Origin of the sequence: Microcosmobacter mediterraneus (genome assembly GCF_031846265.1) — a bacterium.
GTDB classification, from domain to species: domain Bacteria; phylum Bacteroidota; class Bacteroidia; order Flavobacteriales; family Flavobacteriaceae; genus Microcosmobacter; species Microcosmobacter mediterraneus.
The window spans coordinates 95,963-117,412 of the sequence record NZ_JAVRIA010000005.1; the positions used below are offsets into that span (position 1 = coordinate 95,963).

17 protein-coding genes are annotated in these 21,450 nt (G+C 32.5%); 12 read left to right on the forward strand and 5 right to left on the reverse strand.

Annotated features, from left to right (window positions below; translation table 11 throughout):
- Positions 1–154: 154 nt before the first annotated feature.
- The 8 genes from RM697_RS09955 (at position 155) to RM697_RS09990 (ending at position 8,324) form a co-directional block, all read left to right on the forward strand.
- A complete protein-coding gene (locus tag RM697_RS09955) occupies positions 155–565 on the forward strand; it encodes a response regulator (protein WP_311427737.1) in 411 nt (136 codons plus the stop codon).
- The gene (locus tag RM697_RS09960; protein ID WP_311427738.1) at positions 565–1,104 is read left to right on the forward strand and encodes a heme NO-binding domain-containing protein; all 540 of its coding nucleotides are present in this window, start codon (positions 565–567) and stop codon (positions 1,102–1,104) included. The genes RM697_RS09955 and RM697_RS09960 overlap by 1 nt, the downstream gene beginning before the upstream one ends.
- Positions 1,104–2,318: a sensor histidine kinase gene (locus tag RM697_RS09965; protein ID WP_311427739.1), complete on the forward strand. Its 1,215-nt coding sequence runs from the start codon at positions 1,104–1,106 to the stop codon at positions 2,316–2,318. The genes RM697_RS09960 and RM697_RS09965 overlap by 1 nt, the downstream gene beginning before the upstream one ends.
- A 1-nt stretch (position 2,319) precedes the next feature.
- Entirely contained in the window at positions 2,320–3,417 is a 1,098-nt protein-coding gene (locus RM697_RS09970) for an FIST signal transduction protein (protein ID WP_311427740.1), read from the forward strand.
- Positions 3,417–4,583, forward strand: a complete 1,167-nt coding sequence (locus RM697_RS09975; RefSeq protein WP_311427741.1) for a sensor histidine kinase — start codon at positions 3,417–3,419, stop codon at positions 4,581–4,583. Before RM697_RS09970 ends, RM697_RS09975 begins: the two co-directional genes overlap by 1 nt.
- Positions 4,570–4,887: an Hpt domain-containing protein gene (locus tag RM697_RS09980; RefSeq protein WP_311427742.1), complete on the forward strand. Its 318-nt coding sequence runs from the start codon at positions 4,570–4,572 to the stop codon at positions 4,885–4,887. The genes RM697_RS09975 and RM697_RS09980 overlap by 14 nt, the downstream gene beginning before the upstream one ends.
- Positions 4,888–4,896: 9 nt before the next feature.
- Positions 4,897–5,607 carry a LytR/AlgR family response regulator transcription factor gene (locus RM697_RS09985; RefSeq protein WP_311427743.1) on the forward strand — a complete coding sequence of 237 codons (711 nt, stop codon included), beginning with the start codon at positions 4,897–4,899 and terminating at the stop codon, positions 5,605–5,607.
- 119 nt (positions 5,608–5,726) lie between these two features.
- On the forward strand, positions 5,727–8,324 hold the full coding sequence (locus tag RM697_RS09990) for a T9SS type A sorting domain-containing protein (RefSeq protein WP_311427744.1): 2,598 nt from the start codon (positions 5,727–5,729) through the stop codon (positions 8,322–8,324).
- A gap of 83 nt (positions 8,325–8,407) precedes the next feature.
- Here the strand turns inward: RM697_RS09990 and RM697_RS09995 are convergent, their stop codons facing one another.
- Together RM697_RS09995 and RM697_RS10000 are read right to left on the reverse strand one after the other, a co-directional pair.
- Entirely contained in the window at positions 8,408–9,085 is a 678-nt protein-coding gene (locus RM697_RS09995) for a methyltransferase domain-containing protein (RefSeq protein WP_311427745.1), read from the reverse strand.
- Between the two features lie 69 nt (positions 9,086–9,154).
- On the reverse strand, positions 9,155–11,194 hold the full coding sequence (locus RM697_RS10000; RefSeq protein WP_311427746.1) for a tetratricopeptide repeat protein: 2,040 nt from the start codon (positions 11,192–11,194) through the stop codon (positions 9,155–9,157).
- A 153-nt stretch (positions 11,195–11,347) separates the two neighbouring features.
- Between RM697_RS10000 and RM697_RS10005 the strand changes: the two genes are divergently transcribed.
- The 3 genes from RM697_RS10005 (at position 11,348) to RM697_RS10015 (ending at position 14,268) form a co-directional block, all read left to right on the forward strand.
- The gene (locus RM697_RS10005) at positions 11,348–11,629 is read left to right on the forward strand and encodes a hypothetical protein (RefSeq protein ID WP_311427747.1); all 282 of its coding nucleotides are present in this window, start codon (positions 11,348–11,350) and stop codon (positions 11,627–11,629) included.
- A gap of 31 nt (positions 11,630–11,660) precedes the next feature.
- Complete coding sequence (locus RM697_RS10010) at positions 11,661–12,914, forward strand: oligosaccharide flippase family protein (RefSeq protein WP_311427748.1); 1,254 nt, start codon at positions 11,661–11,663, stop codon at positions 12,912–12,914.
- 127 nt (positions 12,915–13,041) lie between these two features.
- Positions 13,042–14,268 (forward strand): glycosyltransferase, encoded by a 1,227-nt coding sequence (locus RM697_RS10015; protein WP_311427749.1) that lies wholly within the window; start codon positions 13,042–13,044, stop codon positions 14,266–14,268.
- Here the strand turns inward: RM697_RS10015 and RM697_RS10020 are convergent.
- The 3 genes from RM697_RS10020 to RM697_RS10030 are packed head-to-tail and all read right to left on the reverse strand — an operon-like array spanning position 14,258 to position 20,071.
- The gene (locus tag RM697_RS10020; protein WP_311427750.1) at positions 14,258–15,775 is read right to left on the reverse strand and encodes a glycoside hydrolase family 2 TIM barrel-domain containing protein; all 1,518 of its coding nucleotides are present in this window, start codon (positions 15,773–15,775) and stop codon (positions 14,258–14,260) included. The genes RM697_RS10015 and RM697_RS10020 overlap by 11 nt on opposite strands.
- Positions 15,768–16,982 carry a hypothetical protein gene (locus tag RM697_RS10025; protein ID WP_311427751.1) on the reverse strand — a complete coding sequence of 405 codons (1,215 nt, stop codon included), beginning with the start codon at positions 16,980–16,982 and terminating at the stop codon, positions 15,768–15,770. The genes RM697_RS10020 and RM697_RS10025 overlap by 8 nt, the downstream gene beginning before the upstream one ends.
- On the reverse strand, positions 16,982–20,071 hold the full coding sequence (locus RM697_RS10030; RefSeq protein ID WP_311427752.1) for a hypothetical protein: 3,090 nt from the start codon (positions 20,069–20,071) through the stop codon (positions 16,982–16,984). The genes RM697_RS10025 and RM697_RS10030 overlap by 1 nt, the downstream gene beginning before the upstream one ends.
- A 182-nt stretch (positions 20,072–20,253) precedes the next feature.
- Here RM697_RS10030 and RM697_RS10035 point away from each other — a divergent pair, with 182 nt between their 5' ends.
- On the forward strand, positions 20,254–21,441 hold the full coding sequence (locus RM697_RS10035; RefSeq protein ID WP_311427753.1) for a response regulator: 1,188 nt from the start codon (positions 20,254–20,256) through the stop codon (positions 21,439–21,441).
- Positions 21,442–21,450 lie beyond the last annotated feature (9 nt).

Below are 21,450 nucleotides of genomic sequence, written 5' to 3' on the forward strand. Positions count from 1 at the left end.
TCAGACAATTTTAACATCAGTAATTATGAAAATAATAATAACCATTCGTCGAAACTTATCTACCATCCAACGACACTTAAATACAGTCAACCGAATAAAGTGAACTCTATTTTGTATTTCATGTAAATTGCTTTTTTAAATAAATAAGCGATACATGAAAACCCTCAATATTTTATTAATTGAAGATGATATGATTGAAGTGATGAAGCTTAACAGAGCTATGAGTACATTACAATTAAATCATTCTATTATAGAGGCTAATAATGGTGAAGATGCTTTAAAACTCTTAGAACATAAAGATCAACTTCCCGATATCATTCTCTTAGATTTGAATATGCCTAAGATAAATGGGATCGATTTTCTTAAAATTCTAAAAGCTGATGATCGATTAAAATACATTCCAACAATTATTTTAACAACGTCAAATAACCAACGTGATCTTTTAGAATGTTATAAGATAGGTATTGCAGGATATGTACTTAAACCACTAAAATATGAGGAGTATGTTTCTAAAATTGAGAAATTATTAGCATATTGGAGTATCAATGAATTAATCACAACATAATGAAAGGCATCATATTTACAGAATTTTTAGAGTTAGTAGAAGAAAAATTTGGATTAGAAATGGTAGATAAAATTATCAACCAATCTAGTTTAGATTCAGATGGTATTTATACATCAGTTGGTACTTACGAATTCTCAGAAATGCTTCAGCTCATATCTCATTTAAGTGCTAATACAGATATAGCGGTAGATGATCTTCTTATGGTCTATGCAGAACATTTATTCAAAGCTCTAATAAAAGCACACCCTAATTTGGTTGAGCACTATAAAGACCCAATGAATTTGTTAGCGTCTATAGAAAATCATATTCATGTTGAGGTGCAAAAAATATATCCAGATGCACAATTACCAACGTTTGAGCTTGAAGAGCGAACAGACACAAAAATGGTAATGGTTTACAAATCTGATAAAGCATTATATATGTTAGGCAAGGGATTAATGTTAGAAACCTTCAAACTATTTAATGTGTCAGCTAGTGTAGAATTTGAAAAGCTTAACGAAGCTGGTACTGAGGTGAGATTCTTCATCAATAAAGCCTGATGAGTCAAGAAGAAGTAGACATTCTTAAAAGAGCATTGGCTCGTGAAAAAGCATCAAGAAAAGCTGCAGAAGAAATTCTTGAGGCTAAATCTGCTGAATTGTACGAGACAGCTCAGAAGTTACATGAGTCTAATAAAAAACTAGAAAAATTAGTTAAAGAAAAGACATCTGAATTACGCGGAGTTTTTGAAAATATAGTCGATGCTTATGTAGTAATGGATTTGTGGGGCAATGTTCTTAAAATGAATGACGCAGCTATTCAGTTATTAGGATATAACAATTCAGAAGATGATTTTAACCTTTTAGAACTTGCTGATCCAACAGAAGCAGAAAACGTAATGAATACCTTTGAGACGCTCATAAATCAGGGTTCTGTTACAGATTTTCAAGTAAAAATTAATACAAAATTTAACGGTCAACGATTAGTACATATTAACGCCAGTATAATTCTAGATGATACTAATAAACCAATTGCAGCACAAGGAATTGTCAGAGATATTACAGATATTACAACATTACAATTACAAAAGGAAAGTCTTCTAAAGCGTTTAGAAAAAAGTAATGATGAGCTACAAGAGTATGCTCATATTGTATCTCATGATTTAAAATCCCCTCTTAGAAGTATTGATGCTTTAGTAAGTTGGTTAAAAGAAGATAATAAAGATAAGCTTGATGATGCTAGTCTTAAGAATTTAAATCTCATTGAAACTACATTAGAAAAAATGGAACAACTTATTTCTGATGTATTAAATTATTCAAGTGTTGCGGCAGATAATAATGAGCCAGTTGAGGTTAATATTCAAGTCTTAGTAGAAGATTTACTTAAAATATTATTTATTCCAGATCATATAAAGGTTATTTTAAAAGGCGATTTACCAGTATTAACTGGAGATCATACCAAGTTGCAACAAGTGTTTCAAAATCTAATAAGTAATGCCGTAAAATTTAACGATAAAGAAAAAGGTATAATAGAAATTGATGCCGCTGATAAAGGAGAATTTTATAAATTTTCAATAAAGGATAATGGAATTGGTATTGAACCACAATTTCACGATAAGGTATTTAAAATATTTCACGCCTTAAATAAAAACAAAGATTCTTCAGGTATAGGACTTTCTATAGTTAAGAAAATTGTCAATCTCCATGACGGAAAAATATGGTTAGAAAGTGAACCTCAAGTAGGAACAACTTTTTATTTCACCCTAAAAAAATAATATGCTAATAACATCAACAAATATTGATGAGATTGTGCAATCAATCTCTAATCATGTCAATGAAAAAGCTGCTTTAATTACAATAGGAGAGCACACAGAAATTGAGGTTAATAATTTAATTGAACAGCTTAATAAAGTAGAATTGCGTTTTATGGGAGGTATATTCCCTAAAGTAATTCATGGTAATTCTATATTAGATAAAGGCATAGTTATTAATACGCTAAATAACTTAGAGTCAATGTTTTTGGTTAAAAACATAAGCACTAAAGATTATCAAATTCCTGAAGTCAATTTTGATGCAGATAAAGATTACAGCTTATTTACATATGTAGATGGTTTAACCTCTAATATTTCGCATTATCTGAGTGAGTTATACGAGAATTATGGCATGCAAACTAATTATTTTGGTGGTGGTGCAGGTAGCTTAACATTACAGCAAAAACCATGTGTGTTTAATAATGAAGGTGTTTTTATGGATGCAGCTGTTTTTAGTGTTATGACAATGTCTTCTAGAATAGGTGTGAAACATGGTTGGAGTAAAGTTGAAGGGCCATTTATTGTGACTAAAGCTGAGGGCAATGTCATTAAAGAAATTAATTGGAAAAACCCCTACGACGTATATAAGGAAGTTGTTGAAGAACACTCAGGTAAAACGTTTACAGATGATAATTTTTTTGATATTGCTAAAGGGTATCCATTTGGAATATTAAAAGAAGATGGAGAATGTATAGTTAGAGATCCACTAATGGTTAATGAAAATAGTGAACTAGTCTGTGTTGGGGAATTAGAAGATAATATGGTTGTTGATATACTCAATGGTAATGAGAACTCACTTATTAATGCCGCTAAAACAGCTACGCAAGACAGCGTAAATCAAGCGGTAACTCCTAGTAAAGCTATTATTATCGATTGTATATCTAGAATTTTATTTCTTGAAGATAACTTTGATAAAGAATTAACAGCAATTACCCGTACACTGCAAGATAATTTCCCTGAAGTCTCCATTGGAGGCGCATTAACTTTAGGTGAGATTTCGTCATATGGGGAAGGATTTTTAGAATTTTATAATAAAACTGTCGTTGTAGGCTTATTTGAATAATGAAGGTAGAAAATCACATTATAGAAATTCTTCAACTTTATGAATATGCCATGGCTATTGGTAAATCTTTAGATTATAAAGAAAGCTGTGACTTATTTTTAAAACTTATTCTTAAGCGTAAAAATTTAAATGCAGCATGGATCTTAGAAACCGATGAAAGTCGTCTTAAGTCTACTTATTCTGTTCCATTAGGAAAAGAAATTAAGTTGAAATACGACCACGGTATCACGGAGTTATTAGATAAGATGGGAGATAGTAACATTTTTGATGCCAATGAAACTATAGCCTCTATTGCACCAATAGCTATTGAAGATGGTAAAACGGCAATTTTCAACTTAAAGGAGCAAGGCTTATTGTTTTTGTATTCAAAAAAAGACAATCTAACGACCAAAGATCTAACGCAATTAGAGCCAGTAGTAAATAAATTTTCTATTAATCTTAAGGCCTGTAAAGCCTTTAAAGAACAAGAGCAATTATTACATAATTTAGAGATTCAAAATCAGGAGTTAAGTGATTATGCACATATGGTGTCGCACGATTTAAAATCCCCATTGCGCAGTATAGATACACTTACAGCATGGCTAAAAGAAGACTACTCAGATCAGTTAGATACTAGTGGCAAAAAACAGATTGATACCATAAGAGGTAGTGTTGAGAAAATGGATACATTAATTAATGGAATTTTAGACTACTCTACCATAGGCAAGGATCAACCAGAGTCTTATAAGGTAGATCTTAATGTATTATTAAAAGATGTACTCAAAATGATTGAAATACCAGATCATGTTTCAATTAAATTACCAGAATTGCCAAGCGTTTTTGGTGACAAGTATAGATTGCAGCAGTTATTCCAGAATTTACTAAGCAATGCTATAAAATATAACGATAAGGCAGATGGTCATATAGAAGTTGGCTTTGAGGATAAACAACCTTTCTGGGAATTTTACATAAAGGATAATGGGAAAGGTATTGATGCCGTCTATTTTAATAAGATATTTAAAGCCTTTGAAAAATTAGAAAATAACCGAGAATCTTCGGGTATAGGTTTGTCTATAGTAAAAAAGATAGTGGATTTGTATGGAGGAAAAATTTGGTTAACTTCAGAACTTGGTAAGGGAACTACCTTCTTTTTTACTTTAAAAAAACAACTTGATGGAGCAGCCTAATTTATCTTACATAGAAAGTATGTCTGCTGGTGATAAAGCGTTTGAGCAAAAACTGATAGATATTATTCAAAAAGAGTTTCCTGAAGAGAAACAGGTTTACTTTGATAATATATCCGCAGAGAATTTTAAAGAAGCTGCTGAAAACGTCCATAAACTTAAACATAAAATTAGTATTTTAGGACTCGTAAAAAGTTATGAAGTTGCTGTAGGCTATGAGCATAACCTCATAGATGGCAGTGCTTTAGGTAAAGAAGAATTTGAATCTATTTTACAAAACATGACTGATTTTTTAAAGACCTTATAAGCCTATTTTATGAATTGTATTATTATTGATGATGAAGCTACAGCACGTGCTATTATTGGACAATTATGTAGTAATGTGCCTAGTCTAAATGTTTTAGAGGAGTTTCCAAACGCAATTCAGGCCATTAAATATTTAAATCAGAATGAGGTAGACCTTATCTTTTTAGACATCCACATGCCAGATTTTACAGGTTTTGATTTTATTGAAACCTTAAAGAATCCACCAAAAATAGTATTAACAACTTCTGATGCTAATTTTGCCATCCAGGCTTTTGAGTACGATTGTATTGTAGATTATTTGGTTAAACCTATTACGCTTGAGCGTTTTCAAAAAGCCATTCAGAAAGCAGAAGCTATAAAGAGTACACCTGTGCCTAAAGTCGATACAAATAAGGTAGAGGTAACATCTGGTAATGATTTGTATGTCAATATTGATAGAAGACTCATTAAAATTGACATCCCAAGTATATATTTAGTAGAAGCCAAAGGTGATTATATTCTTATTAAAACTGATGATAAGAATTACACAGTACATTCAACATTAAAAAAAATTGAGGAGAAGTTGCCAGACAGTATTTTTTTGAAGATTCACCGTTCCTATATTATCAATGTAGATAAGATTATAGATATAGAAGATAATAGTGTGTTAATAGAAAAAGATGTAATTCCTGTGAGTCGCTCTAACCGACCAGAGTTAATGAAGCGCCTTAATTTGTTATAAAACCACTCGTCTATACTAAAAAGTATTCTATCGCTGGTATCATTGGTCTAATCGAAAATCCTTAAAAAAAGTAAAGTTCTAAGGTAATTTTGTTTCAGAAATAATAATGAAATAGAATTATGAATCAATTTTACAATCTAAAAAATCAACTATTACTAATCGCAGTCTTGGCTTTTAATTTTATTAATTACGCACAAGAGGATATACCATTTAACTGTGACTTTAATGCGTATTTATTTCAATATAATGATGTCTACGCAATAGATTTAGCTTCAGGGAATTCTTATTTAGTTCAAGCAGATGTTACTGAAGTTTCTATTAATGCAGCTGCTTACAATCCTGCCGACGGCTTTATTTGGGGATCACTTAAAGGGTCTAAAGAGATTGTTAGGATAGGTAAGAACTTTACAACCTCTACATATAATATACCAGAACTTCCAGATAGTAATCGTTATGTAGGAGGAATCAGCGCACAAGGCATGTATTACTTAAAAGGTGGTGGTACTACCTATTACAAAGTTGATTTAAATCCAGAATCAACTAACTACATTGAACACAATGCAACAGAAAATTTATCATTAAATATAAATATACACGATTGGGCATTTAATGCAGTAGATAATCAGTTATACACTGTAGAAAAAAGCACCAATGTTTTATATAGAATTAATCCAGAAAATGGTGTAGTAACCTCTTTGGGAGAAGTGCCAATTTTAGCTGGTAATAATTATACGTATGGTGCTGTTTATTTCGATGTAGATGGTCGTTTTTACGTATCAGCAAATCAAACAGGAACGATCTATGTGATTCAGAATGTACAAGATGTTAATTCACCAACAGATATGGACTCTAACTTATTTGCTTTTGGTCCTTCTAGTGCAAGTAATGATGGAGCACGTTGTCCAACAGCACCAGTACCACAGGAAATCTGTGATAATGGTATAGATGATGATGGTGATGGCTTAATTGATTGTGAAGATCCTTCATGCTCAGGTTTTGGAATGTGCGATGTTATAGAGCCGCCAACTTCTGGAGCTAATGATGGAGGATTAGAAAGTAACAACAGATTGTCAGAACAAATCAATAAACGCAATTTTAATCGTGTAAAAAATGGTTATAAATTTAATAGCCTAAATGCACCTAGATTAGCTAAAGACTTTAGTTATGCTCAAAGAAATGGTGATAATAATTTTACGCTTCAAGAATTTATTCCTCTTGAAATTATAGGAGAAACAGAAGCCATTGTATCTACACCTTCAGATTTGGTAAACATCACCAATGCTAGTGAAATTTATGCTGTGGATTATATGAATAACGAGACTTCAGTTGCATCTATTTTAGCACTAAAGACCGAAAATGGTGTTTATGAGCATACAAAATATATATGTGATAGATTATTAGGTGCAGAATTAATCTCAGTTAATACCATAGATATCAATGAACATGCATTCATTAAATCTATAATTAAAAATATAGATGGTACTTATGAGTTTGTGTTGAGTTTTTCAGCGAAAGTGATCAATAATAATGAAAACTTTGCGGTAGAAAGCCATTGGAATTTAGACCAATATGAGGAAAACGTAACATTCTATAATTTTCAGATTTGGACTAATTCAGTAGATAACTTGTACCATCTTGGTGAGGAAGTTCTTTCTTTATTAAACATTGAAAAACCAATTGCAGACTACAACAATTCTACACCACCAACGGTTTTTGTTAGAAAAGGGCAATACCAAAATGGTGGACTAGAGCTTCAAATAATAAATACAAATGTTACAGATAGTGTGGTTTTAGACGCAGGTCTTAGAGCTACAGAGACTTCAGATTTTAATAATTGGTCAACTAATATTGGTTTAAATGGGCAATACATCACCAACCTTACGATAGAAACTGGAGATTTATTTGATATCGGATTTAGGATTGGTGATGGTATCGCCACACCAGATGACCTATTTATGTCTGATGGACCTTGGGGAATTGACGATTCGCAAGACGGAACTACGGTTAATTTTTTTGAAGTAACAACCAATGAAAATGAATTTAGTAGTAATGATTTAGTAGTAGAGCGTAACATAGATTTAAGAGCTAATACAAATACCTATGTTGCTGCTTACAGAGCATTAACTCCAAGATATAAAGCAGTAGACTTAACCGCATTTAATGGTTTAGAATTTAGTGCAGAAGGTACAGGAACAATGGAAATTACTTTAGTGAAAGAAAGTATTTCTAACTGGGAAGATCAGTATAAGACTACAATAACGTTGTCGGAGACTGAAGAAGACTTTGCTTTACTACTCCAGGATTTTGAAAGTAGTTCTGCTTCTAATGGTGTGTTTAATGATGTTGTAACCGTTGTGTTTACTATGGCCTCAACAGATGGAAGTACACAATCTAAAACGATGAAATTAAAGGATCTAAGATTTTCTCAAGATACGCTATCGATTTCTCAAAACAACCAAGAGGCTACGACCTTATTGGCCTATCCAAATCCAATGGGCTCACAAGCAACCATTACATTTAGTTTGCCACAAAATGAGAACCTGCAATTTATGGTGTACGATCAGTTAGGAAAATTGGTCTATACCAAAAAGATAAGCGGAACAGCAGGAAACAATAATGTAGTTTTTAATAAGGCAAACCTAAGTTCTGGATTATACTTTTGTAAACTTATAAGTGCGCAATACAACAGTACACCCTTAAAATTAATTATTAAATAACCCTAAATTAATAGTTACTTTTTGAAGGCAAGAGCGAAAGCTTTTGCCTTTTTTCTTGTTACCATCAATTTAGTTACACATTCCTATAATGTAAACAAATAGGTTACTAAAACTCCTTTATTTTTCTTAAGATTAGTTATTAGCAATTCACTTTTATGTTTAATCTTAAAATTAAAGGGCTGAGATGTTATACAGACTCCACTATTATGCTTTAGTCTTATTCCTTGACCTGAAATAATATCTTTATTAGGTATAAATTCACCCTTAGGTATATGCTCTGTTAATAATAAGTATTTGTAACCAGTAGCGCTTATATTTTTTAAAATATTCTGAATTTCATTATTATTTAGGTGTTGTAGAACTTGCCTTAAAATTACACAATCTGCAGAAGGTAGAATGTCTTTAGAAATATCTAGGCAATGAAATGATAATCCTTTATTAATAAACATTTTTTTGTTGAATGTTATAAGCTTATCTACAATATCTACTGCGAAATACTCTTCACTCCATTCTACTAGATTAGAACCTATATTAAAATCGCCACAGCCTAAATCACATATACTTAATTTAGGATTAAAAGAAGAAAGAAAAGTTATAATTGTTTTTAGATAAGGATCTACAATATCTCTATCATGGGATCCATTACCAGAGTAGAATTCCAATCCATATGTTCCCCAAAGATTTAAATCATAGATTTGATTCATTACAGCCGAAGTTGGCCATGGTTTCTTAGATTTAATTTCAAGTTTGTTTTTAAACATAAAATTAGCATTGAAAAAATATTTCAATCTTAAAGGTATATCTAAAATATTAGTTTTTTAAAATCTAAATTAGAAAATATGTTTAAATCGCAACCCAATCTCTGTAAAGGTAAACCCAGCAGCAGTAGCAGAAGCGATATTACTATGTGTGCCATAGATATTCAATAAGCTACGCTCTGACAATTTATAACCAAAGGCACCTTGTAGTCTATAGGCTGTTTGTTTTGGGTTGTTTTCTATAAACTGGTAACCAAATGCACCTGTAAGATTGTAAAACCATTCGTTAGGTTTGGCAACAGTTTCGTCTTTTATAAGATTTACAAAGACTTCGTAATTATTAAACTTTTCTGGACTAAAGTAAATTGTTGGTACCTGGTCTTTAAACGTGATGTATTGGTAATTCACACCAACTTTAAGATTTGGTTTTGGTAAGAGGTTGTAATACAATGAAGTAAATAGCAAGTTTCTGGTATTACCATCGTTTTGCACTGTATGCATTAATTGTGTGTACCAGCCTAGATTAAAATTAGTACTTAGATTATAATTAGCGTAATAGTTGTTCTGTACCAATTCTCTGTCTAATAAATCAGCGTTAAAACTTTCTACTTGGCGTTTATAACCAACATCTAAGGTTTGTAGTTTAAAGGTTTTTATATTAAAAGACAGATCTGTTAAGAGTTGTGTATAATCTGTACTTTCTGCTTTTGCAGAAGTTAATCCTGCAGTGCCTTTAAATGTAATATTAGGCACCACTTGGTAAGCCAGACCTAAAGACAAGTTATTAGAGTTGGCTGTATTGTTGGTTATAGTATTAGTAGTGGTTCTGTAATTATACTTACCTAGAACACTCAATCTCCTAGTTAAAGGATACCTTATGTTGGTATTAAACGAATAGGCTTTGTTATCTCCATTATCAAACGTATGAGATGCTTTAGAGTCTAATGTTGGGCTAAAGCTAACGTTCATTTTATTAATAAAGTTCACCGCATCTTTTTGGTTGTTGTAAAAAGATAGTGTGTTTTCCGCTGAGGTGTAGGCATCATCAAAACGTCCCAAGGCTTTTAAAACATTTGCTTTTCCGAGGTTACCATCAAAAGAAGTGCTGTCGTTTACCAATATTTGGTTGTAATCGGCTAAGCTTTCTTTAAAGTTACTCTTATAAATGTTTAAAGTCGCTCGTAAAGCCAACACCCAATTTTCGTTTGGGTAGTTTATGATTAAGTTGTCAATCAATGTCATTGCTGCTTTATACTTTTTAGTCCAGATTAAGGCTTGTACGTAACGTTCTGTGGTTTGTTGCGCAGTGGTTTTATCTGAATTAGCGGTTAAGCTTTCATAAGCTTGTGTGCTTAAGGCTAGAGCCTTTTTTTCTTTTCCGTTTAAATGTGCTGCCAATGCTAAACCGTTTAAAGCAACTGTTTTGTGTTCTTGTTGTTTGGACAATCTTGTATACATGGCTTCGGCACTATCTTGTTTATTCCATATTAAATACAGATTCGCAAGATTTAATAAGGTGTCTTTATCATCACCAAAAGTTTCAAGATTTTTAGTGAGAAGCATTTCTGCTTTATCATAGTTCTGTGCTTGTTGGTTTTGGTAGGCGTAACCTAAATAGATATATTTTTTAGAGGTCAAAGCATTTGGGTTTCCTGGAGAAACCTCTAAAGCATTGTTGATATATATAATAGCGTTTTCGTATTCTTTTAAATTAGATAAGGTATTTGCAAACCCTAATAAAGCAGCAAAGCTTTTAGCATCTTCAGTTACTAGATCTTTATAGTACTCTTTAGCAACTGTAAAGTTGTTGTTCCATAGCAAAGACTCACCATAATTCAGCTTTACCTCAAAATCATTTGGGTAATCCTTTAATAAGCGAGTGAATAAATCAATAGCTTCTTGAGCCTTTCCATTCAATCCAATAGCACGTCCATAACATAGTCGCGCTGTTTTATTATCTGGATACGATTTTAATATACCATTGAAAAAGGTTTCAGCTTGTGCGTACTTACCTGTTTCTAAATAGGTAAATCCTTCTTCCATGTTTTGAGCAGATGCGCTAAAAACGGTTAAGAAAATACTACTAATAAGAAGTGATTTTAAAGTCTTCATGTCTGTATGTTTAACTATATGCAAGTTACGGACGAATACCGCTTCATTCATCTACAGCAAACGACCATCCGTCGAAATAGAACGCTCATACATGGAATTACGCAAGATATTTGTGTCAGAAATGAAACAATAACCATTTAAAATTATAAAATTATGGCACTTACAATTAAAGAAATCAATGGAGAATTTTTAGTAGAAGGAGCAATCAATGCATCAACAGTAAAATATTTTCAGAACCATTGCGAAATATTAATGCAAGCATTTGGTGACTTAACTCTAAACATTGAAAAGATCACTCAGATTGATAAGAATGGGCTTTTAGCATTAAGAGCTTTATATGATAATGCACTTAATTATAACAGAGGCTTTTATATAGTTGGAGTCGGATGCAAAGAAATCTATGATGAATTTAGATTTACTGTCGAAGCAGCATAAAACATTACAATACAATTAAAACAGAAAAGTCATGCAAGTATTAGCTGCTATTAAAACCAAAAAAATAACACCAGAACAATTATTTATGATAAGCGTTTTGGCGGTTAATGGAGGTAACTATTTATATAACCTAATTTTGGGTCGTTTATTAGGACCAGCACAATTTGCTGATGCTGCAGTTTTGATTACATTTTTATTAGTACTCTCATTTATCGCAATGACGTTTCAGTTGGTGACTGCAAAATTTTCAGTATTATTTGAGTACACTGTGTTTAAAAGTTTTATCGCTAAAGTCTATCAACAAGCTTTAGCAGTTGGTATACTTTTAGGATTATTAATTATTGTTTTTGCTACACAATTACAAGCACTATTTAATACCTCCTCCTCTAGTATGTTTACCATTTTTGGATGTGGAGTGCCACTTTACTTTTTAATGAGTGTTAATCGTGGTACCTATCAAGGAAAAAAAGCTTATAAATCTTTATCGATAACCTATCAAGCAGAAATGTTGAGTCGTTTATTGATTACGCTTGGTATTATTTTAGTCTTAGACATAAAATCGTCTTGGGTTATTGCTACAGGTATTTTACTATCCTTCGGTTTTGGTTTGTTCCCTTTTAAGGTGAAACATCTCAACTTTAAGAAGGTATTATCATTAGATAAAACCTACAGCAAACAGATTAAACGCTTCTTTTTACTTACAGCTTTTTATGAACTCACACAAATTATCATTAACAACAGTGATATCTTATTGGTGAAGCATTATTTTGAATCTTACGAAGCAGGTTTGTATGCCTCATTAGCTTTAATAGGCCGTATTGTGTACTTCATTGCTTGGATGTTTGTCATGTTATTACTACCAGCTGTAGTAGAATTAAAGAAAGAAGGAAAGGAAACCGCATCAGTATTATTTAAGTATGTTGTCTATATCGTTGCAATTTCAACACTTATTGTTATTGTATGTGTAGCTTGTCCAGAATTTATTATTAAACTTCTATTTGGTGAAGAATACATAACGATGGCACCTTTATTATGGAAATATGCCCTTGCTACGTCTATGTTTGCCATCTCTAATATTTTCGCTTATTACTATTTGTCTTTAGATAAATATGTACCTGTAATTATATCTGGAATATTTGGAATGCTGCAAATGGTATTAGTGGTCTTCTATCACGATAGTTTAGATCAGGTAGTGCATATGCAGATTATTGCTATGGCCTTATTATTAGTGATACAATTAGCATTTTTTAGGCAAGAAACAAGAGCTCAAAAAAGCTTAATCTAAAGTAAATTACCATTCGTCTACACTAAAAAGCAACCTATCTAAGGAGGACAGTTTTTGTCCGTTTTAAACCTCAAATTTGTACTGTAAACAAAGCATAATATTTAAAAACCAATAAATAAATCACATCATGAAATTAGCAATCGTAACCGCATATCCACCAAGTAAAGTCACTTTAAACGAGTATGCATTTCATTTAGTAAAGCAGTTTAGAAAAAACCAGAACGTAACAGAATTAATCTTATTAACAGATAGAACTGAAAAAGCAAAAGATCTTGAGTTTACAGAAGCTGGTTGTAAGATTACAGTAAAAGAATGCTGGTCATTTAATAGTTATAAAAACATCTTTTCTGTAACGAAAGCGATAAATAAAACAAAGCCAGATTCAGTATTATTCAACTTACAATTTATGAAGTTTGGTGATAAGAAAATAGCGGCAGCATTAGGGTTAATGTTACCATTAGTTTGTAAGCTGAAAAACATTCCTAACATCGTTTTATTGCACAATATACTTGAAGAAGTAGATTTAGGAAGTGCAGGCTTTACGTCAAATAAATTAATGCAGAGGATCTACGGATTTATAGGTACATCATTGACAAAATTAATATTACAAGCAGATATAGTTGCTGTAACCATGCAGAAGTATGTGAATATCTTAGAGGTTAAATACTTAGCGACTAATGTAAAATTGATTCCACATGGTACCTTTGAGATTGCTGAAGAGCCAGATTATACATTACCGCAAGGGCCATTACAGATTATGACTTTTGGAAAATTCGGAACTTATAAAAAGGTAGAAGGTATGATTGAGGCTGTTGAGATGGTTAGAAAATCTACAGGATTAGATTTAGAAGTCGTTATTGCAGGAACGGACAATCCAAATGTGCCAGGATATTTAGCGAAAGTACAAGAGGATTATAAGCATGTGCCTCAAGTCCGTTTTACAGGATATGTAGAAGAGGAAGAAGTACCTGTGTTATTTAATAAAAGTACAGTTGTTGTATTTCCGTATACATCTACAACTGGAAGCTCAGGAGTATTACACCAAGCAGGAAGTTATGGTAAAGCGGTTGTTATGCCAGACTTAGGTGACTTAGCTTTATTAGTAAAAGACGAAGGTTATTTAGGTGAATTTTTTGAGCCGACTAGTGTTAAAAGTATGGCTAATGCCATTGAAGCTTTAGTTGTAAATGAAGCTTATAGATTGCACCTAGCTAAACAAAATTATAAAGCAGCAACGGCACATCCAATGTCACAAATAGCTGATATGTATATAGAGACTTTTAAAAAAATTGTAGATGAAAAATGCGTAAAAATCTCCAAGGTTAATAGCAATACGCATAAAGCTATCCTTTAGTTGAGATATACTTAAAAGAAGGCTTTTTAATCCCACTTTCATCTATAAATCCAAAATGCTTTTGCGCATTTTGGCGCCAAGGAAGTCGTCCAACGACTTCCTTTGGTATTTCTATAAAGTCGTAAAGTGTCCACGACATAAATTGAATATCATTTTCTAAAAAGATAACTTGCATGGCTTGATGATATTCAGCTTGATCCTCTTCTGAATTTCCGAGAGGATTCCATAAGCCACTGTATGATGATAGTCCAAATTCAGAAATTACAATAGGCTTATCTGGTATTTCTGTTTTTAAAGCTTTATACGTCTCATCCAACGCATCAATATCCTCATAATAATGAAAGGATACAAAATCTAATTTATCTTTCAATAGCAAACTACTTTCTGCATTTGACCAGCCGATAGTTATAGGATGGCTTGGATCTTCTGATTTTACAAAATCTACCATTTTATCTAACCAGGCCAGAATTAATGGCTCTGTTCTGTTTTCAAAATCTAAATTGGGTTCATTTTTAATATCCCAACCTAGTAAAGCATTATGATATTTTAAGGCATTAACAATAGTTTTGGCATGGCGTTGTGTTAAACTCCAGTTGATAACTGAATAGTCTCCGTAGAAATCAAAAAGCGTCACCATAACTTTAAGATTTGCTGTTTCTGCAAGATCTAATAGTGTTATAAGTTGTGAGAGTTTGTTATTGTCAACACTAGCTTTTCCAAAGCTATCATAAGGTACAAAAACACGTATGCTATTTAATCCACTCGAAGCTATCAGTTGGAAATCTGAAGCTATAGTATCAGCATCAAAATTAGCACCAAACATATCCCAAGGAGTTACCTGCGGATAATAGTTGATACCTTTTATTTCAGAAATTGTAATAGGATTTTGCTTTGCATCTGGAGTGTAGGGCTCGCTTTTTATACGAACCAAATGTCGTATTCTCCAGAATCCATCTTCTAACAATAAGGTCACTTTGTAGGTTGATTTTTCGTTGATTTCCGCAACTAGACGCTCGCCATTAAACATACGTTTGAACTCAATAACATTATGATCAGTCAGAACTGCTAACTGTCCATCTTCACTAAAAAACTCTAGAGTTGGGTGATGCGCTAATGTGGTGGCTTCAATGAATGAAGTATTTTCTGAATTAATAGAAATAATATTTCGGATATTTTCTCTAGCGCTCTTGGTGTAAAAATCATCAATACCAGTCATGGCGTTGGTCATAAATGCGACGTGTTTTACATACCAAGCATCTAAATAGTCATTTTCTATGGCTTTGAGATTTTCTTCATCAATTGGCCTACCTTCATTAGCTAAAGGAGCCCAAGTTAATTCTGGTAAATAGTGGTCGGTTTGCTTAACCTCTGTATGTAGCATTTTACTGCGATCTGCTCCTGTATTGAGATAAGAAAAAATCGCAGCAATACCATAAATCACCAATGCAATGATAAGTACGTAACTTAATACAATAACTCCTCGTAATATATTTTTGTTACTATTCATACTTTAGATTAGGGAATGATTTTGTGAGTCCTGCAACCTTAACCACAAGCTTATAATTACCTTTTGGATAGCGATCTTTTTTTAATTTAAAATTAGCATAGCCCTCAACACTTTGTTCTGTAAACTCATCATCTAAGATTCCATCTTTGTAAACTTTAAGTACCACACTTAGTCCATTAGGAATATATTGATCCATAAAACTTTGAAGCGGACCTACAGTAATTGCCCTATTGTTCTTAGAAAATGAAACATCAAAATCAGAGATGGCCTGTTTATAATTTAAAACCAAAAATTCACTATTAGCCATACCTTCAATATAGGCTTTAATTGTCCATTGATCCTCTTGATCTGGATGCAACATTTTGGCTGTTGCTCTACCATCTAAGGTAGTACCAGATGTATATGCTTTGTAACCCAATTTGTTGGTGATAAAAAAAGTGACATATGTGCCATCGCTAACAATATTATTAAAGCGATCTTTAATAATCGATGTTTTAAAGTTTGTAATTTGGTTTCCATCAGCATAGCTATGTATACGATCTGCTGAAATTGAAAAGCTTGTAGGAATAGCAGGTACAACATTCACATCGTATTCTTTAGAATTTAAATCTAAACACTCAGTATTTATGAGTACTCGACCACTTTTCTCATAGGAGTATAAATTTTTATATCCAAAACCATGTTTAGTAAATATTTCATCTTTGGTTTCAATATCTAAGAATTGATGCTTAACTGAAACTTTGGTGCTGTCAACTAATGGGTTGTCCAAATCATCTGTTGGTATAGAAACTAACATGGTATAATCAGTACCACCTGCTTCAATACTTGGTGGACCAATATAGGTTTCTATGGTCTCAATAGTCACCTTTGGTAGAATCTCTATTTCACCAGAAAGTAACGTTGATTCTGATAGTAATTGCCAATTCAATATTCCAGATTTATTAGATATACTTTGAGGGATTTTAAATGATAAAGTTTTATCTAGTATTGGATGTAAGAGAATTGAGCCATAGCTATTAGAGCAGTATAAGATAACTTCAGTACTACCCTCAAATGAAAACTCTAAAGAGATACTAGCTCCTGCCGTAAATACTTTAGAAGTTGAAACTAAAGTATAGCTATTGTTATTTACATCTTGTCGCATACTAAGTCCTGACAAAATGATTGCAACGCTAATTAGTGATATGTAAATAGATTTAAATGACATTAGTTGGGATTACCAATATAAGTGTTGACTTCTAATTTTATGTAGTTATAGTTTTGATGATTTATGATTTGTAGTTCTTCATCATTGTGATTTATTATACGCTCTGAAACAATCTTATTTGATATAGCTTCATTAGGAAGTCCATTAACAAAGCAATTGCCCATGTCTTCTGTAATAATCTCAAATTGATTTAGATCTAACATATGGTACTGAAACGCTTGTTTTCGTTGTTGACGAATGCCTTCTTTTATAAAGGAATGGTCTACCCAAATTAAGTTTTTATTATTGTCATAATAAGATACTAGTAATTGTGGTATCGTAACTTCTTCAATGCCACTATTGAATAAGTTTCCAGAAATTTGTTGGTTGTTAATTTCTGAAATTGAGACGGTTGTACTTTTAAATAAATCTGAACCTGAAACATTTCCAGCAGCTTGAAGGTTAAATTTTGTTGGTTGCTCTTCAAATTCCATAGGCGTAAATTCATCTGGATTGAAGGTTTTGGGAATAGAGTCCTTTGCCTTCGACCAGGCAATCCCTTCAAAGTTTATACGAAAGGAACTTACTTCTTTAGGCATTAGTTTATGTTTTACATGATATTTGGCATTATAGGTAGCTAATACTTTGTTGTTATCATTATACAGCGTGCCTTTCAATACCACATCTGCGGGCACATTATCTATGTTCTGAACTTCACCAATAATCGCATAACTGTGATCTAGCTTAACTAGCTTGGCTGAGAGGATTTCAAGAACAGGTTGTTTTAAAACATCTTCGTGATGGGTTTGTTCAGCAGTTATGCGTCGTCTGCCTTGGTTAAAGTAATTCGTTCTATTACTAGCATATAACTGGTCAGGAGGTAAATCTGCAGTAATATCCTCAGGCTCAAGATACCATTTCCCATTAACCTTTGTGAGTGATCTATAGTACGTTTTGTGGATTTTTTCTAACGGTGTTATCCAATAGGTGTTCACTTTTACACTAGCTAAATTATCAGATAGACTAATGATTTCTGTATCTATAGCATCTAGTTTCGCATAAGAACTCAATAAGCCATCAGTAACAGAGACTTCTAGCATATATTGCGAAATGGTTAAACCACTGTTGGGATTAACTAAACTATGTGCTTTCTCAAATTCTTTAAAGTCTAAAGCATCATAGTAAGCTAAGACCGTATTTTTTGGGGAATGATGCGATTCATTTTTAATATAGAATTGGTATATCCCAAATCCAACGATTAGTGCTAAAATGATTGACCAAATATGTGAGAACTTTAAAAGACCTTTTGAAAAACTAGAGTAATCGTTCTTAAAGTTTAAGTATATAGGTGAAGACTTGAGTTTACTTTTTAATCCTCTAATTAAAAGGGATTGTATATTTAGTAAAAAGGCAATTAAAACCGTTAGAAAAGGAACAATTCCCCAAAGTAATTTTTGCCAGGTACTTACATCTTCTTTAGGTAAAATAGAGGATAATGGAGGAACGTTTAGCTTTTCCCATACCATAATACCATTTTCGAGCTGACGTAAGCGTTGCCAACCGCAAAAATATAAGATTGGATCATAAAACTTATCGTTAGAGAAAATGTACTTTAAATTATACTTTTCTGGTGTTGTTAAAAACTGTTGTAAGGAGCCTATGCCTTCAACACCTTTAAATTTTGAATTCTCTAAACGTTCAATAGGCCTTGTTGTAAGTTCAGGAAGTCTCCTTGCAGAATGGTAATTACCATCTACAGACATCGCATTGGTTTGCGCTGATAACCAAGCCATCTGATCACCAAATCCTAAAGTCATGTATCTCCATTGATCGTGCTGATCTTGATTAAGGAAATTGACAATAGGAAGCATTTTAATTTTTTGTGGCTGAGAGGGTTTAAAATACCCAAGACTCATGGTGAAAACCGTCATGAATAAAAATAGACCAGTTAAAATACCACCAGCCATGCGATGGTAAACAGCACCAAACGTAGACTGTATTAGTGTCTTTAAATCACCTTGTATGAAGCGATATGTAAACTCGCCAAACAGAGGCAAAGACATTATGGATGCCCAAAGCGTAAAGCGGTCTAAGGTTAAAATATTAAAAGCAGTTTCACCTAATACTAATCTTGGAATTGGAGTAGTGCCACCTGTGCCTAAAATAAAAAGTATAGTAATAGATAATCCAAAAAATAGATAACGCTTACTGTAGAATCTATAAAATATATAAGGAAGTAATATCAATAAAATTCCCCAAGGAATTAAAAAGAATACCAAGCCAGATGACGTAATTTCAATAAAATTATCTCTAGATCCATGCGGAATAGGAACCTGAGTAATAGGATTGTTTTTTGAGTTTATCCAATACGGAAGAATGCATCCTATGATTATTACCAAAGACAATAAACCAAAACTAATAATACGTTTAAACAACTTAAAAAAACTATGTATAAATAGCTTTAGAGTAACAGCTTTTATTGTATCTATTTGTTCCTTTGCATGGTCCATAATGACCATCCCGATTAGTGGAAAAATAAAGAACACCATACCAAAAATTGGAGTCACATGATGCGATGTTACCGTTACAGCAATTAAAGAAAGAGATGTCGCTAAATAACGCCATTTACCAGTTTTAAGCCATAAGTAGATTTCGGGTAAGGCATGCATTAAAACAGATATACCTATAATACTAGGTAATTGACCAAAAATATGTAACGTCTCAACAAAAGAAGACGAAAAAACTGCAAGAATAGAAGCATAGCCTGCTACAGTTTTATTTGACGTCATCATTAAAGAGAATCGATATACACCAGTTATAAATAGTAAAATTCCAATAAGAGCTACTGTGAACATTCCAAACTTTAAGCCACCAATAAGAGATAAAGCGGCAATGGACTGATGCACTAATGGTGGATAACTCATTACTGTAAACCCAGTATACCATTTATAATTCCATGGCTCAAACCAGCTATTAGCATAGTGGTCCGCAAAGAATAAATGAATAAGGGCATCATAGGTCGTTTCTAAAGTAAAAAAGATAGACGTCCCATGAAATGCTATACCTATAAGTAAAGCAACAATTAAGTATTTATTTGAACTGTTTTTCATTTAAAGCATTGATTATTAATCAACATGGTAAAGATATATAATTTGTATACCAGTTCTATTTTTAATTAACTACAGCAATCTACCATTCGTCTACACTTAGCGACTGGTTTATCTAAATTAAAATTTTTGAGTAGTCTTGTCTAGTACTTTTGAACTGTAATTAATGATAAAAACCACTTATTATGAAAGTTTTAGCCATAGATGATCAACAATTAGTATTACTTCCGTTAGAGAAACGATTAACGGATTTAGGATATGATATTAAAATTGAAACTGATGCTAAAAAAGCACTAGATACATTCGATTCATTTCGTCCAGATTTAGTAATCGTAGATGTCAATATGCCAAATGTCTCAGGATTTGATGTTATCACTCATATTAGAATTACTAAAGGGTCAGAAACACCTATTATGATTCTCTCTGGTAATACTAAAGATGAAGTGATCACAAGTGCTTTTGAGCTTGGTGTAAATGACTACATGAAGAAGCCCTTAAGTCTTAATGAAATATGTGCAAGAGTAAAACGATTGATAGGAGCGCCAGAATTAGAGAGCGTAATTGATACTAATAAAGGCATTATGATTCAGCAACGATGTGTTGGTGTAGTAATACCATGCTATAATGAAGAAGAACGTCTGTTGAGTGATGAATTTTTAACCTTTATAGACAAAAATTCTGGGTATCACTTATGTTTTGTTAATGATGGAAGTAAAGATAAAACTTTAGAGGTATTACATAACTTAAGAAAGGGGAGAGAAGACTTTATAACAGTTTATGACTGTGAAAAAAATGGAGGAAAAGCAGAAGCAGTGAGATTGGGAATGCTGCATATGGCCAAAAAAGATGACCTAGATTACATCGGCTTTTTAGATGCAGATTTATCTACTGATCTTGCTGATTTTGACGACTTAGTTAAAACTATAGAAACGTCAGATTATAAGATTGTAAGTGGGTCTCGTATCTCTAGAATGGGAGCTAACATTACTAAAGAGTCCGCTAGAAAGATAATTAGTTTAACAATCAATTTTATTATCAGAAAAATCCTTTCTATGGATTTCAAAGACACACAATGTGGTGCAAAAATCTTCCATAAAGATGTTATTGATGTCGCCTTCAGTAAAAAGTTTGTGACCCAATGGATATTTGATGTAGAAATCTTTAAAAGAATGTCTAATCATTTCGGATTAAAGAAAGCGAAAGCCATGCTTTGTGAGCAGCCTCTAAAACGATGGATACATGCAGACGGTTCTAAACTATCTATGAAAGATTCTGTAAAAATAGTAATGCAGTTAGCTCAAATCGCTTGCGTATACAGTGCTAAAAAGAATCAAGATTTCTATAAAGCACCTTGCGAATTAGAAATTGTTTAATACAAGAAA